Source organism: Mesorhizobium sp. WSM4847, from assembly GCF_055811335.1.
In genome coordinates, this window is the sequence record NZ_JBVVPY010000002.1 from 360,541 (window position 1) to 375,069 (window position 14,529).

At 62.4% G+C, this 14,529-nt stretch carries 8 protein-coding genes; 6 read left to right on the forward strand and 2 right to left on the reverse strand.

The window, feature by feature from the left end; all coding sequences use genetic code 11:
• The first annotated feature begins 40 nt into the window (after window positions 1–40).
• Both AC0L28_RS04445 and gndA read left to right on the forward strand, forming a co-directional pair.
• Window positions 41–1,666 (forward strand): copper resistance CopC/CopD family protein, encoded by a 1,626-nt coding sequence (locus AC0L28_RS04445; RefSeq protein ID WP_473475780.1) that lies wholly within the window; start codon window positions 41–43, stop codon window positions 1,664–1,666.
• A gap of 171 nt (window positions 1,667–1,837) precedes the next feature.
• Window positions 1,838–3,265, forward strand: coding sequence for an NADP-dependent phosphogluconate dehydrogenase (gene gndA, locus AC0L28_RS04450; protein WP_473475782.1), 1,428 nt, complete (start codon window positions 1,838–1,840; stop codon window positions 3,263–3,265).
• A gap of 144 nt (window positions 3,266–3,409) precedes the next feature.
• On the opposite strand, the gene AC0L28_RS04455 is transcribed toward gndA, so the two are convergent.
• Together AC0L28_RS04455 and AC0L28_RS04460 are read right to left on the reverse strand one after the other, a co-directional pair.
• On the reverse strand, window positions 3,410–5,605 hold the full coding sequence (locus tag AC0L28_RS04455; protein ID WP_473475783.1) for an adenylate/guanylate cyclase domain-containing protein: 2,196 nt from the start codon (window positions 5,603–5,605) through the stop codon (window positions 3,410–3,412).
• Between the two features lie 360 nt (window positions 5,606–5,965).
• The gene (locus tag AC0L28_RS04460; RefSeq protein WP_473475785.1) at window positions 5,966–6,181 is read right to left on the reverse strand and encodes a hypothetical protein; all 216 of its coding nucleotides are present in this window, start codon (window positions 6,179–6,181) and stop codon (window positions 5,966–5,968) included.
• A 70-nt stretch (window positions 6,182–6,251) separates the two neighbouring features.
• Here AC0L28_RS04460 and AC0L28_RS04465 point away from each other — a divergent pair, with 70 nt between their 5' ends.
• The 4 genes from AC0L28_RS04465 (at window position 6,252) to AC0L28_RS04480 (ending at window position 14,529) form a co-directional block, all read left to right on the forward strand.
• Window positions 6,252–6,410: a hypothetical protein gene (locus tag AC0L28_RS04465; RefSeq protein WP_287172887.1), complete on the forward strand. Its 159-nt coding sequence runs from the start codon at window positions 6,252–6,254 to the stop codon at window positions 6,408–6,410.
• Window positions 6,411–6,738: 328 nt separating this feature from the next.
• Window positions 6,739–7,959: an MFS transporter gene (locus tag AC0L28_RS04470; RefSeq protein ID WP_473475787.1), complete on the forward strand. Its 1,221-nt coding sequence runs from the start codon at window positions 6,739–6,741 to the stop codon at window positions 7,957–7,959.
• Between the two features lie 125 nt (window positions 7,960–8,084).
• The gene (cysK, locus tag AC0L28_RS04475) at window positions 8,085–9,578 is read left to right on the forward strand and encodes a cysteine synthase A (RefSeq protein ID WP_473475789.1); all 1,494 of its coding nucleotides are present in this window, start codon (window positions 8,085–8,087) and stop codon (window positions 9,576–9,578) included.
• Between the two features lie 235 nt (window positions 9,579–9,813).
• Window positions 9,814–14,529 carry an alpha/beta fold hydrolase gene (locus AC0L28_RS04480; RefSeq protein ID WP_473475791.1) on the forward strand — a complete coding sequence of 1,572 codons (4,716 nt, stop codon included), beginning with the start codon at window positions 9,814–9,816 and terminating at the stop codon, window positions 14,527–14,529.

The following is a 14,529-nucleotide window of genomic DNA, read 5'->3' on the forward strand; positions in this document are numbered from 1 at the left end:
GCCTTGTTCGAAAGAGTGCGCCGCTGTTTTGTGCCGTGACATGAGTGCTGCATCCCTGCTGCGAACGGTCTGCACAACCGGCCGATTTGCGATCTGCCTGCTGGCTGCGATCGTGCTGCTTGCCGCCATTGCCGCGCCAGGTCAGGCCTTCGCCCACGCGGCGCTGGTCACAACCGAGCCGACGGACGGCGCCGTGCTGGCGCAGAGCCCCGCGCAGTTCTCGCTGACCTTCAGCGAGCCGGTGTCACCGCTGATGCTGACCTTGGTGCGGCCCGATGGAACGCCGGTTCCCCTGACGTCCTTTCGGCTCAATGGCCAGACGCTCGACATCGACAATCCGCAACGGCTCGGATCCGGCACGCATGTGCTGAGCTGGCGGGTGATCTCCGCCGATGGCCATCCGGTTGGCGGCTCGGTGCTGTTTTCGATCGGCGCGGCGAGTGCGGCGCCGGCCGTCGCCGAAGCTGTCGACCGGTGTCTGAGGTCGGCAATCTGGACCGGCAAGGTCTTTCTCTGTCTCGGCCTGTTTCTCGGCGTCGGCGGCGCCTTTGCCATCGCCTGGCTGGCGAAGGGCGGGCGTTCCGGCCGGCGCTTCGTCATCGCCGCGATCCTGTGCGGCCTCGTCGCGGCGCCGTTATCGCTCGGCTTGCAGGGACTGGACGCGCTCGGCGCACCGTTCGTCCGGCTGGCGCAGCCAGGCGTCTGGCAGGCCGGGCTCGGCACCAGCTTCGGCTGGACAGTGCTGGTCGCGCTGGTGGCACTCGGGCTTGGCCTGCTGTCGCTGGTCGGGCCGCGCGGCGGCGCAAAGCTGTTTGCCTTTGCCGGCCTGGCCGGTGTCGGCGCCGCCCTTGCCGCCAGCGGACATGCAAGTGCTGCCGAACCGCAATGGCTGACAAGGCCGATGGTGTTTCTGCACGGCGCCGGCATCGCGTTCTGGGCCGGGGCGCTTGCGCCGCTCGGTCTCACTATCAGGCGGAAGCCGGCCGAGGCCGCACCTTTCCTGCATCGGTTTTCCCAGGCGATCCTACCTGTCGTGGCCGTGCTTGCGGCCACCGGCTTCGTGCTGGCTGTCATCCAGGTACAGGCGCCCGCAGCTTTGCTCGAGACCGCCTATGGCCGGCTGCTGCTGGTCAAGCTGGCGCTGCTGTTGTTTCTGTTCATTCTGGCCGCCATCAACCGCTGGAAGCTGACCGGTCCCGCGGAAGCGGGAGAGACGGAAGTACAGAAGAGGCTGGTCCGCTCGATCGGCATTGAGATGCTGATCGTTCTGGCGATATTCGGCGTTGCCGCCGGCTGGCGCTTCACGCCGCCGCCACGCGCCCTGGCGATCGCAGCGGCGCAGCCGGCTTCGGTGCATATCCACACGCCGAAGGCGATGGCCGACCTCAGCATCACACCCGGCCATGTTGGGCCGGTTGCCGCCTCGATCGTCATCATGACCGGAGATTTCGGCCCGCTCGACGCTGAACAAGTGACGCTGGTGCTGTCAAAACCCGATGCCGGCATCGAGCCGATCAAGCGCGCGGCGAAAAAACCAGGCGACGGCACCTGGCGCGTCGACGGTCTCGTCGTCCCGGTTCCCGGCCGATGGACAGCACGGCTCGATATTCTCGTCTCGGATTTCGAGATCGTGAAGATAGAGGCGCCGATCGACATCAGGCCTTGAGGACCAGCCGGCAGTCTGCGCAACACATTTCGGCGAGGCGGTTGACGCGGCCTTGAAGGCCCGTCATTCATTTCGGCAAGATTGGCATCTCGACAAGAATGGCATCCCAAGAAGAATGGGCACCGCTACAAATCGCGCCTCAACAAAAGATCCGAAAGCAGGGAAGAAACGATGGAAAAAGCCGAAATCGGCCTGATCGGCCTCGGCACGATGGGCTCCAACCTGGCGCTCAACATCGCCGAGAAGGGGAACCGCATAGCCGTTTTCAACCGCACCGCGGCACGCACCGACGCCTTCGTCGAGAATGCCGGCGCGCTGAAGGACATGGTTGTTCCCTGCTACAGCCTGGAGGAACTCGCCGCCGCCATCCGGCCGCCGCGACCGATCATCATCATGGTGCTGGCCGGCAAGCCGGTCGATGAGCAGATCGCGGCACTGCGCGGCGTGCTGTCGGCCAACGACATCGTCATCGATGCCGGCAACGCCAATTTTCGCGACACGATGCGGCGCTTCTCCGAGCTTTCCGATTCGGGTCTCACCTTCATCGGCATGGGCGTGTCCGGTGGCGAGGAGGGCGCGCGCCATGGACCGTCGATCATGGTCGGCGGCACGGAACAGTCCTGGAAACGCGTCGAAAAGGTGCTGACCGCAATTTCGGCCAAGTTCAGGGATGAGCCCTGTGCCGCATGGCTTGGCACCGATGGCGCCGGGCATTTCGTCAAGACCATCCATAACGGCATCGAATATGCCGACATGCAGATGATCGCCGAGATCTACGGCATCTTGCGCGACGGGTTAGGCATGGGGCCGAAGGAGATCGCACAGGTGTTTGCCGGCTGGAACAAGGGCCGGCTCAACTCCTACCTGATCGAGATCACCGCCAAGGTGCTGGCCGCCGACGATCCGAAGACAGGCAAGCCGGTGGTCGATATCATCCTCGACCGCGCCGGCCAGAAGGGCACCGGCAAATGGTCGGTCATCGAAGCGCAGCAGCTCGGCATTCCGGCCACCGCGATTGAGGCCGCGGTGGCGGCGCGCGTGCTGTCGTCGATCAAGGACGAGCGGCTGGCCGCCGAAAACGCCTATGGCAAAGGCGGCGTGACCACCATTTCCGGAGACAAGGACGCGCTTCTTGGCGATCTCGAACTGGCGCTGTTCGCCGGCAAGATATCAGCCTATGCGCAAGGCTTCGCGGTGATGAGCGGCGCGTCGAAGGAATTCAACTGGAACCTGCCGATGCCGACCATCGCCAAGATCTGGCGGGCAGGCTGCATCATCCGCTCGCAGTTGCTGGACACGATGGCGGAAGCCTTCGGCACCGGCGGGGCGGCCACCAATCTTTTGATGGCGCCGGCTTTCATTGCAATGATGCAGGAAGCGCATCCATCGCTGCGGCGCATCGTGGCAGGGGCGTCGGAAGCCGGCTCACCCGTGCCGGCGCTGTCGTCGGCGCTTGCCTATTTCGACAGCTACCGCCAGGGCCGCGGCACCTCGAACCTGATCCAGGCGCAACGCGATTTCTTCGGCGCGCACGGCTTCGAACGCATCGATGGGCCGGGCGCTTTCCATGGCCCGTGGGGCAGCGGAGCGGCAGCTTAGCGCCGCATGCCAGTCGTAGAAACGAGACTCTCCGTGGTCTCAAAGCAGACGTCCCGGTTCAGCGGCAATCGCTCTAATTGGCACCTCAGCTTTACTTCGATAGACGCGGCTCAAGGGTCTCATTCCAGGGACACGTCAAGCCGACTACTTTTCCATCGAATACCGATATTCGCCCCAAGCGTCGACCAAAGTGAACTCGCCGGCCGCCTTCGATGTTTCGTTCCTGCTGCGGAAGACGGCCGCACAGTTGGGTCCCGTGTCTTTCCAGCGATAGCAGATCAAGGAGTTGCCAAGATACTGGATGGTCGCGGTATCCTGGCCAAAGTCCCCCGAAGATTGGATCGTCCCGTTACTGGCTATCACGTCCGTGAAGGATGAGCCGGACCGCATGTCCTTTGCGCGGAGCGTATGCCCGAAGGTCATCGCCTTGATCTCCTCCGAATTCAGCCGATCTACCAACTGGCCATCATATCCAAATGGTAGTTCCGGCAGTCCTGCAGCGGCGAGGTCCTCGAGCTGGCGCTCGAAGACAGCCGAATCCTTGTAAGGTCTTTCAAGATGATTATTCCGTTCGTCCAGTTGGCTCCATTGCGGTTCAGCCTCGAGCGCTTGCTTGAGCGCCCCCCGCGCATCCTCCATGCGGCCGAGGCGGACATAGCTGGTAACCATGTAAAAGCTGGCATCATCACCGAACTGGCGGCTCAGTTCCTGATGTTTTTTTGCGGCCTCTACCGATTTCTCGTACTCGCCAGTCAAGTAGTAAATCCAGGCCAATATGCGTGTGGTCCTTTGGACGGTCGGCTCGATGCGCACGGATTCTTGCACCCATTCCAAGGCCCGGGTCGTGTTGCCTGACGCGGCCTGCACCCGAGACAGGAAGGATAAGGTGTCGGCATCGTAGGGGGCGAGGGCAACGGCGGCTTCGGCGTCCGCAACAGCCCGCTCGAAGTTGCCTTCGAGCCAATGGATGTAGGCCATGAGCTTGCGGCCGCTCCATTGGACACGCGGCGACGTATTCTGTTCGGCAAGGGCTTCTCGTGCGAGTTCCCCGGCTCGCCGATAGTCTGCCGCCCTTTTGTCGGTGTTGAAATTCCAGGGGCGGAAGAAATGATACCAAGCCAGCGAGACGCGCAGCAGCCCGGAGGTCGGGAACTTCTCAAGTCCTTCCCGCCAAATCGCTCCCGCGCGGTCGTGCTCTTCTATGCTTGCAAACCGAGCGAAAATCTCGTGACCGCTGAGGAAGTAGTCGTATTCGCTGAAGTCGGTTTTGTCCTTGCCTTCGGTCCGCTTGTATTCGTATCTCCTGATTGCTCCGCCTTCGCTCGCCAGCGCGTTTGCGATCCTTCCAATGGCCCCGTCCTGAAGGTCGGAGGCTTCGCGTCCGTCGTACCGCTCTGCCCATACGTGGGCATCGGTAGAAACATCGGTCAACTGGGCATTGATGGCCAGCCCACTCCCCTTCTTCTGCACGCTGCCTTCAACTATGTAGTCGACCTTCAAGTCCTGCCCCGGAGTCACGTCGGTAGCATCAAAGCCAAAGCTCGAGTTTTGTGAGAGCACCGTTATGTCGGGAAATCGGGACATTGCGGTAGTGAGGTCCTCGGCGATGACGCGGCCATATGAATCGAGCCCAGGGTCGCCGCTGAAGTTTTGGAAGGCCAGCACCGCTACGGACGGAAAGCCGTCCCGGGCCGGCCCACTCCGTTGCCACTGCCAAAACGCCAGACTGGAAATGACCGCCAACAGCACCGCGCCGATAGCGGCGACGCGGCTGGACCTTCGCGCCAGTGCGTAAAGCCGGCTGGTGATCGGCCGCGGCTTGGCCGCGTCGCCGACGAGAACGCGGTAAACAGAGATTGGCGATGCGATATTCTTAACCCGATGCTCGCCCATAGACTCCAATTTGAAACTGACCTTGCTCGTAAGCTGATCGTAAACGTTGCGCGAGACACAGATCCCGCCAGCCGCCGCAAGCTTCTGAACACGGTCCGCTATATTGACGCCATCGCCAAACAAATTGCCGCCCTCGGAGACGACGTCACCGATGTGGATGCCAATGCGAAACTGTAGCTGCTTATCCAAGGGGACGAGCTCGTTGCGTTGGGCCATATCCTGTTGGATTTGGACGGCGCAAAGGCTCGCTTCAACGGCACTTGGGAATTCGGCGACGACACTGTCCCCGGCACTGTTGAACACCCTTCCTCGGTGGGCTCCAATCAGTGCGTCAATGATCTCGCGATGCGAACGGAGCGCCTCCAGCGTGGCGTCCTCGTCGGCACCCATCAGACGGCTGTAGCCGACAACATCGGCAGAGAGGATTGCAGCCAGTTTGCGTTCCATGGAAGCCTGTCGCCCGCCAACGGCCTGGAAGATAACCCTAAAGATATCATACAAGCAGGGGATGAGCACCGCTGAAGCGGATGACTATGCTCCTTTGGAGTACGGAGCGAGCCGCTCACCCACGGCAAGACCACCCCGCTCAAGCAAGTCCGCCGTGACCCCGCACGATTTACGTGGGGCAATTCGCGACCTGTGGCCGAGCAGGTTGAACGTCTAGATCCTGGTTGCGAAGCCAGAAGCTGGCAGTCCGCTCTCGGCCCCAAACTGGAACGGCTATAAGGCTCCACCCGGGGGGCGAAGCTGACGCTATAGTTACCTTCCCCGTCAGATCAGGCGATCAGGCTTGCCTCGGATACCTGGTCAGTCTTCCTTCAAATCTTCGGCTTCGTCCTTCAGCTTCTGCCAGTCGGCACCGTGCTTGCGAAGCAGTGTTCGCGCCTGTTTCGGTGTCACGTCTGACACTTCCGTCAGGTGCTCAACTTCAAGATCGGCCCCCTTCTTAACCCGGCTCGTTTTGGTCGATTTTTTCGGGCCATCTCTGCGTCTCCTCGCCAATCGATCATAGGCAACGGGCACTGTTCATTGCGGTTCCCGTCCCTTGGAACAAACCGCCGTCCGTCGGGTTACTGAGCCGAAGGAGACCCCTATGCTTAGATTCTTGATCGGCCTTGGCGCGCTGTTCGCGGCATTTCAAATCGGCCGTGAGTTCGGTCGCACCGAGGCGGAGGTTATGCAGCTTCCGCCTGTCGATGACGAGCGTCGCCCGACGGCAAGAAACGAAGCAGAATTGGGCGAGCCGACCTAGGCGTTTGCTCATTGTCATTCACCGGCTTCAGGTCAGGCCGAATCTTCCACAGTTCGGCCCAACTGATGCGGCGCTTCTGTTTCTGCGGCTTTGCGGCACCTTGGATTTCTCTACACACGGCAGCGTGCGGCACTTACCCCACAAGGAAGGAGATTGGAGGTTTCTATGTAGCCGTTTCCACGGTCCGCATTATAATTTTCCACGCTGACGCACACGCCTGCTTCCATACCCCTGGCCGATGACAGCCTCGAAGAAGTCTTTCGAGGGCAGGAACATTTCGAATCGTCAATCATCACCGACTCGAGGCAGGGCGCCTCTGGGCAGCGCAATGCCGCTGCGCGGTCTTTTGGCCGCGGCCGGCGCTACGACCGCGATGGCATTCGGATTTGGCAGCCTAGCTCTGACATCCGTCTTCATCAGACCGCTTGAGGCGGAGTTTGGCTGGTCGAGAGCGGACATCAGCCTTGCCTACACGCTGTCAAGCATCGGCATGGCGGTGGGCGGGCTGCTCTGGGGCCGGCTGTCGGATCGCGTGAGTATCAAAACCCTGCTATTCATCGGCTCGGCCGGCATGGTGATCGCGCTCGCCGCGCTGTCCTTCGCCAGTTCGCTCTGGCAGATCTATGCGGCCAATTTCGTTTTGGGCGGGCTAGGCTTTTCGTGTCTCTACGCGCCGGTACTTGCCGTAACCGGGCTCTGGTTCGATCGCCGCCGCGGCCTGGCAATAGGGATCGTCACAGCAGGCGGAGCTCTGGGTCAGGGCATAATGCCCTACGCCGCAAATGCCCTGATCGACGGCGTCGGCTGGCGCCTCGCATACGCGATCATGGCTTTGGCGACGATGGCTATGCTGGCGATCTCCATGCCGGCGGTGCAGGCGCCGCCCGTCGATCGTGTGGTTACCGCACCGGTGCAGTCTTCAGCAAGACCAGGTTTCCAAGGTGGCCGTCTTTCTCCGATGACGCTGCTATCTGCCGCAGCCTTCCTCTGCTGCGCCTGCATGGGCTTCCCGATGATACACCTCACAAGTTTCGTCACGGCCGTGTGCGGGTCCTCGGACGTCGGATCGCTCAGTCTGCTGATCGCCATGCTGTTCGGCGGCATCGGGCGGATCGCATTCGGGCTCCTCGCCGACCGGGCAGGCAATCTTGCCGCCTATGCCCTCGCGTCCTTCATTCAGACGGGATGCGTTGCGATTTATCCCGCGCTAGACCAGCAGCCGAGCCTACTGGCGCTGTCGTCGGTTTTCGGCTTCGGCTTTGCCGGAAACATGACGTGCCTGATCCTTTGCGTGCGCCAATTTGCGCCAGCCGAACGCTTTGGCCAGTCACTCGGCATCGTCATGCTGATCGGCTGGGTGGGCATGGGCGTGGCCGGTTATTTCGGCGGCTTCGTCTATGACAACTTCGGCAGCTATGGACCCGCATTCCTGGGGGCATTTGTCGCAGGCGCGGCCAATCTCGTGATTTTGGGCGTATTGGCAGCGTCATCCGGCGCGAGAGCGCAGATACCATGCGGCCGACTTCCGAACCCTGCGATGAGCCTTTGATTCAAACGTCGAAATCCACTTAATTCCACGGTGGTTCGAACGCTGCAGACCACGGTCGTCCTGCCAACCTCAGAGATCGATGAGACTGGCGGAGCACCGTCGTCACCAATCAAGGACCAGCTGAGATGAGCAGTATCTACGACAGCATTCTCGACACGATCGGCGATACGCCGGTCGTTCGCCTTTCCCGCATCAACAACGGCACCGCTTCGCTCTATGCCAAGATCGAGGCGTTCAATCCTGGCGGCTCGGTCAAGGACCGTTTTGCCGCCGCGGTCATCGAAGAGGCGGAGGGTTCCGGTGCACTTCGGCCTGGCCAGACGGTGATCGAGGCGACGAGCGGCAACACGGGCATAGGACTTGCCATGGTTTGTGCGAGGAAAGGCTACCCGCTCGTCATCGTCATGCCGGAAAACGCCAGCGTCGAACGCCGCAAGCTGATGCGTTTCTTCGGTGCCAAGGTCGTGTTAACCCCTGCCGTCGAGCGCGGCAGCGGCATGCTCGCCAAGGCGGTCGAGTTGGCCGGATTGCACGGCTGGTTCCTCTGCCGGCAATTCGAGACGCCCGTCAACGCCGATATCCATGCCCGCACGACTGCGCTCGAAATCCTCGCGGCATTCCAAGACCGTTCGCTGGACTACTGGGTTACCGGCACCGGGACCGGCGGAACGCTTGCCGGTGTGGCGCGAGTGCTCAAGCGCGAGCGCCCGGAAACGCGGATCATCGTCTGCGAGCCTGACAATTCGGCGCTGCTGTCGAGTGGCATTCCGCAAAGCTTCGACGAACAAGGACTGCCGACACGGGCGCATACTCGCTTCCGGCCGCACCCGATGCAGGGGTGGAGCCCTGATTTCATTCCGAAGATCGTCGGCAACGCGATGGCTGACGATCTTGTGGACGAGATCCTGCCCGTTTCAGGCGCCAGCGCTCTGGAAGCCGCGCGCCGGCTTGCGACGGAAGAAGGAATACTGGCTGGCATATCCGGCGGGGCAACCTTGAGCGGGGCACTAGAAATCGCTCGGCGGGTCGGCCCGGACCGGAACGTGCTGTGTATGTTGCCTGATACGGGCGAGCGGTATCTCAGCACGATCCTCTTCGATAACATCAGCGAGGAAATGTCGCCAGCCGAAGAGGCGATCTCTCGCTCCACACCCGGCTACCGCTTCGACCGGCCGCCGTCCTTCGCCCTTTCATCGGCACCCGTGAACGAAATCCAAATCGAACCGTCGGCGCATGCGCTTGTCGATGAGGCGATCCATGATCCGGAGCGTCCGGTGGTCATGTTCGCTCTGACATGGTGCGAATTCTGCTGGACGGTAAGAAAGCTCTTCGACCGTGCCGGAATCGCCTACAGGTCCATCGAAATCGATACTCCGGAATTCCAGAAGAACGGCCTGGACGGGGAAATCCGCAAGGCCCTGAGGGCCCGGATCGGTTCGCCCACAATCCCGCAGGTCTTCGTCGGCGGCGAGCATATCGGTGGCTGCATGGATACGCTTGCGGCCTGGCGGGACGGCACGCTCGCCGCCCGGCTGGAGTTCGTCGGCGCACACTACACGTCCGGCGCATGCGCAAATCCCGAGAGCCTGCTGCCCCGATGGGTGCGCGCGGCAGCGTGAGATCCCGCCTCCCGGCTGTTTGGAGCGTCGTCGTCATCACCAAAGCGAGTCGAAACGGGCGTGATCCCGTTCGGCTCGGCTTCACCTGCACTTGTCGGTGTCGGCTTCCCCACAAACAAAAGAGCAAATCAGAGCGCAAGCGGAAACCTCGCGCTTCTGAAACGAACGCTCTCTGCAGCGGCACGGACTTGATACAATCCATGGCTAATTTAGCAGGCGCACTGGGATTGGCAAAGTGTCGCTCGAAATTCGCGTTCTTGGAGATCTGACCGTCCTTCGCCATGGCGAGGTCGTTTCCTTGCCGCCTTCGAAAAAGACGCGGGCGCTGCTGGCCTATCTTGCGCTCGTAGAGCGCCCGCAGCGGCGCGAGCGCCTTTGCGAAATGTTCTGGGAGGTACCGGACGATCCTCGCGGCGCCCTGCGCTGGAGTCTCTCCAAGATAAGGCAGGTCGTCGACTTCGGGAACAGCGGAATTCTGGAAGCCGACCGCAGCGTAGTTCGCCTGAACACCAGCGAAATCGTGCTGGACATCGCGCCGCTCCGCGGCCTCGATGTTCGTGACATAGAGGCTCTCGATCGGGAGAAACTGGAGGCCCTCGCTGGGGCGTTCCGCGGATGTTTCCTGGATGATCTCTCACTGCCGCGCTGTCCGGAATTCGAAGCTTGGCGCATTGCGACCGCCGACGAACTGCACGTGACGCATCTGCGCATCCTTCGGGTGCTCGTCGACCGGCTGGCGGATGAGCCGGCACGGGCGCTTGCTTACGCGCATGTCCTGCAGGGCTTGGAGCCCGAGGACGAGGCTCTTCGGGCGGACATCCGCCGGCTGAGCGAGGCAGCACGGCAATCCGCCATGGTCCAGAGCCGCGCTTTGAGAACCGATACCGGGACCGCTCCCACCGGTGAGACCCTCACTCCGCCGGTTTGGCCGGCGGCGGAGATGGATCTCCCCCCTTTGCCGGAGCGGGCCCTCGCGCAGGAGATCCGCCGGTGCACTACTCCGGACGGCGCGCGCCTGGCCTATTCCTTGAGTGGTCAAGGCCCTCCTTTGGTAAGGGCAGCCCACTGGATGTCCCATCTCGAGCTCGAATGGGACAGTCCGGTGTGGAAGCATTGGATCGAGGGCCTTTCCTCGCACTACCAGCTGATACGCTACGACCAGCGCGGCAACGGCCTGTCGGACCGGTATCCGGCCAACCTATCCTTTGATGCCATGGTCGCCGACCTGGAGAGCATCATCGATGCGGCCGGTCTGCGCCGCGTTTCCCTGCTCGGCATTTCCCAGGGGTGCGCCGTTTCGATAGCCTATGCCGCCCGGCATCCCGAGCGCGTCGCGGGGATGGTGCTGTATGGCGGATTTGCCAAAGGCTGGCGCAAACGGGGCAATCAGCGCGAAATAGCGCGCCGCGAGGCCATGGGAGCGCTGATACAGGAGGGCTGGGGCCAAGATGACCCGGTGTTCCGGCAGATGTTCACCTCCCTCTTCATTCCGGAAGCAACGCCGGAACAGAGGAACTGGTATAACGAACTGCAACGCAACACCGTCTCGCCGGAGATTGCCCATCGCATCTTCGAGGAAGGCGCAGTAATCGACGTGGACGAGCTGTTACCGCGGATTCGCGTTCCAACCCTGGTGATGCATGCCACGAGGGACGCGGTCATTCCGTTCGATCACGGCCAGGCGATGGCCGGCAAAATCCCCGGCGCCCGTTTCGTCGCGCTCGACAGCGTCAACCACGTGTTACTTGGCCATGAACCGGCATTCGCAACCTTCGTGGACGAAACGCGTCGTTTCCTTGCCGACCCCGAACAGACGCAGCAACTGGCAGGCCCTCCGGCGTCCTTGGGGATCAACCGCTCGCGGCAGTACATCACAGTGCTGGCCACGGAAGTGATCAGTCCCATGCATCTCCTCGAAACGGAGGACCCAGAAGTGGCAATCCGCGAATTCCAGCCCGTCGAGGATCGCGTGATACAAGTCGTGGAGAGCCATGGCGGCGTCGTCACGTCGGCTGCTGACGGGACAATCACCGCAGCATTCGGCCTCGCTCGCGCCACCGAGGACCACGCTTATCTTGCATGCCGCGCCGCGCTTGCGGCCAAGCTAGCTGTGGAGGAGCTTTCCCAGGGCGGGATCCAGTTGAGGGCCGGAATAGACACCGGCGAGGTGATCGTACGGCAGCAATGGACGACCGAAGCCAGCAAGGTTGAACTGGCCGGAGCCGCGCCGCGTGCAGCCAACCGGCTGATGCGTGCCTTGCACCGTGCGACGATCGCCGCAACAGGCCGGGCGCGCGCCGCCGCCGGGGGCTATGTGCAGATGCACCGCTTAGCGCATTCGGAGTATCCGCAACTTGGCCGCGACGAACGCATTTACGAGCTTTTGGGCGAAAATCACGCTCTGTCGCGCTGGCACCTGAGGGCCAACCGCGGCCTTACCGGACTGGTGGCGCGCGAGCTCGAGCTCAAAATCCTCCTTGCAACCTGGCGCCGCGTCCGGGAGGGCCACGGCCAGGTCGTCGGGATCGTCGCCGACCCCGGCATCGGCAAGTCGAGGCTTGCCCATGAATTTCTCTCCCTCGACGAGGTGGCCGGTTTTACTGTGCTTGAATGCGGCGGTCTGGAGTTTGATTCGTCAGTTACTCTGGGCGCCGTAAAGAAGCTGCTGCTCTCGGCTTGTGGCATTCGCGGCGAAGACGGCTTGGCGGAAGCCCAGCGCCTGTTTGCCTTCAAACAGGCGGAACTGGACCTGGATCCACGTCATACGGCGCCGCTTTGCTTCCTCGCGGACCTGCCGATCAACGATTCTTCCTGGCCGCATCTCGATGCGCGGGAGCGGACCTCACGGGTATCCGAGGCGATGAGCGCTTTCCTCGTTGCCTTGAGTCAGGCCTCGCCCGTGGCCGTTCTTATCGAGGATCTGCACTGGATCGATGCCGAGAGCGAGGCCGTAATGAACAGGCTGGTCGAGGTCATGGGCGCCAACCGTATCATGCTGCTCGCCACCTACAGGCCGCAGTACCGGCACGAATGGAACCGCCGCGGCTATTTCCAGCAGGTAAGGCTGGAGCGGTTCGCGCGGGACGAAATGGAGCAATTCCTTACCGAATTGCTGGGATCCGATCCTAGCCTGGGGGAACTTCGGCAATCGCTTGCCGAGCGGGCCGAGGGCACGCCGCTGTTTCTGGAGGAAATGGTGCGCGGACTGGTTGCGGATGGTGTCCTTGCCGGCCAGTCGGGCTGCTACGAGCTCAAGAGACCCGTGGAATCCATCACCATCCCGTCGACGGTTCAATCGCTCATCGCCGCACGCATCCAGCAGCTGGGTGACTCGGAAAGGCAGATACTCCAAGTCGCTTCGGTTATCGGCAAGAATGTTCCGTATCCGCTGCTGAGGGCGCTCTCGCCGCTACCGGCGGCCGAGCTGGAGGCATGTCTGGCCAAACTGCAGAGTTTGGAATTCCTGTTCGAGGTCCAGAGCTATCCTCACGTGGAATATACGTTCAAGCACGCGTTGACGCTCAAGGTGACCTACGAATCGCTGCTGGCGGAGGACCGAAAAAGGCTGCATCGGGCTGCATTGGTTGCAATGGACAGACTCTATGCCGGATCGCTGAATCACCACATCGAGGAACTGGCCGAACACGCGCTTCGTGCCGAGGCATGGGAACCTGCCGCCGATTATCTGCTGCAAGCGGCGGGTCGGGCTGAGGAACGCTCGGCCTATTCCGCCGCGGTCCAGTTCCTCGAAAACGCCCGCAAAGCAGTCACCGCATTGCCCCGGAATCCCAAAACTCTCGCCCAGGCGATCAACCTGCGGGTGCGGATGCGGCCCGCCTACGGCGCGCTTGGTGCCTACCGGAAGGCGCTGCCGCAGCTGTTGGAAGCGCGCGAACTGGCCATGGAACTGGGCGACCCGCAACTCATCTCCGACGTGTTGCTCCACTTGAGCTATCTAAACAGCTCCCACGGCCGCTACGAGGAGGCGCTGGAACCGGCCGACACACTCAAGCGCGGCGCGATGGCAAATGGCGTGCAGCGCTGCATAAGCGAGTCGGATCTGGCCACCTCACAGGCGCTTCTGATCCGCAGCGAGGCGCGGCAGGTGCTGGAGCACCTTGTTCCGCATGAGGAGAGGTTCACCAAAGCCTGGCGTCTGGAGCGTTTCGGACAGCTCGGTGCGCGTGCGGTTTGGTACCTGGGGCATCGCGCGCAGGCGGAAGCGCGCCTTGGCCGGTTCGACGATGCGGAGCGTTCGCTTGCGGGATTGCAGAAGGTCGCCGCCGAAGTGGCGCGCCCGATCGACAGCTGCGCGGCCGCCTATTTTACCGGTGTGGTGGGCGTCCTGCGCGGGCCCGATCCGGCGCTTGTCGAGGCGCTGCAGTTTTGGTCCTCCGAAGCCGCGACCAGCGCATTTATCCTACTCCGGCCATGGCTGTTGACTGTGCTCGGGCATGCGGAATTCCTGCTCGGCCGCAACTACGACGCGGGCGCCACCTTGGAAATGGCAGTGACCGAGGCTGAGCGGCTCGATCTTGCCCAGTTCGAATGTCACGCGCGCGCGGTGCTCGCATGCGTGCGTACGCGTCTCTGTGAGCCGGAAGCTGCGGCCAATCTCGGCCATGCGCTCGAGCTTGCGCGCGGACGCGGCGACCCGTGGAGCGAGGTCATGGTACTGCGCGGCCTTGCGGAACTGAAACCTTCCAGATCTGCCATTAACTGGCTCGAACAGGCCTGCGATCTTGCCCGGCGGGTTGAATTACGGCCGGAGCTTGCCCGCTCCTTGCTAGCTCTCGGGCTGGCGAAGCGGCGCGGTAAAATCGCTGGTGCGGATGCCACTCTCGCGGAAGCGAGCAAGCTATACGCCGAAATGCAGATGCGGGAAGATTTCTCTGACACGGAGGACCCGGCCGGAAATATCGTGCGCGATCGCATAGCCGCTACGGTGTGA

Excerpts from the sequence above, each read along its gene's own strand:
- AC0L28_RS04445 (WP_473475780.1), top strand. The coding sequence starts at position 41 with ATGAGTGCTGCATCCCTGCTGCGAACGGTCTGCACAACCGGCCGATTT.
- gndA (WP_473475782.1), top strand. The coding sequence starts at position 1,838 with ATGGAAAAAGCCGAAATCGGCCTGATCGGCCTCGGCACGATGGGCTCC.
- AC0L28_RS04455 (WP_473475783.1), bottom strand. The coding sequence starts at position 5,605 with ATGGAACGCAAACTGGCTGCAATCCTCTCTGCCGATGTTGTCGGCTAC.
- AC0L28_RS04465 (WP_287172887.1), top strand. The coding sequence starts at position 6,252 with ATGCTTAGATTCTTGATCGGCCTTGGCGCGCTGTTCGCGGCATTTCAA.
- AC0L28_RS04470 (WP_473475787.1), top strand. The coding sequence starts at position 6,739 with ATGCCGCTGCGCGGTCTTTTGGCCGCGGCCGGCGCTACGACCGCGATG.
- cysK (WP_473475789.1), top strand. The coding sequence starts at position 8,085 with ATGAGCAGTATCTACGACAGCATTCTCGACACGATCGGCGATACGCCG.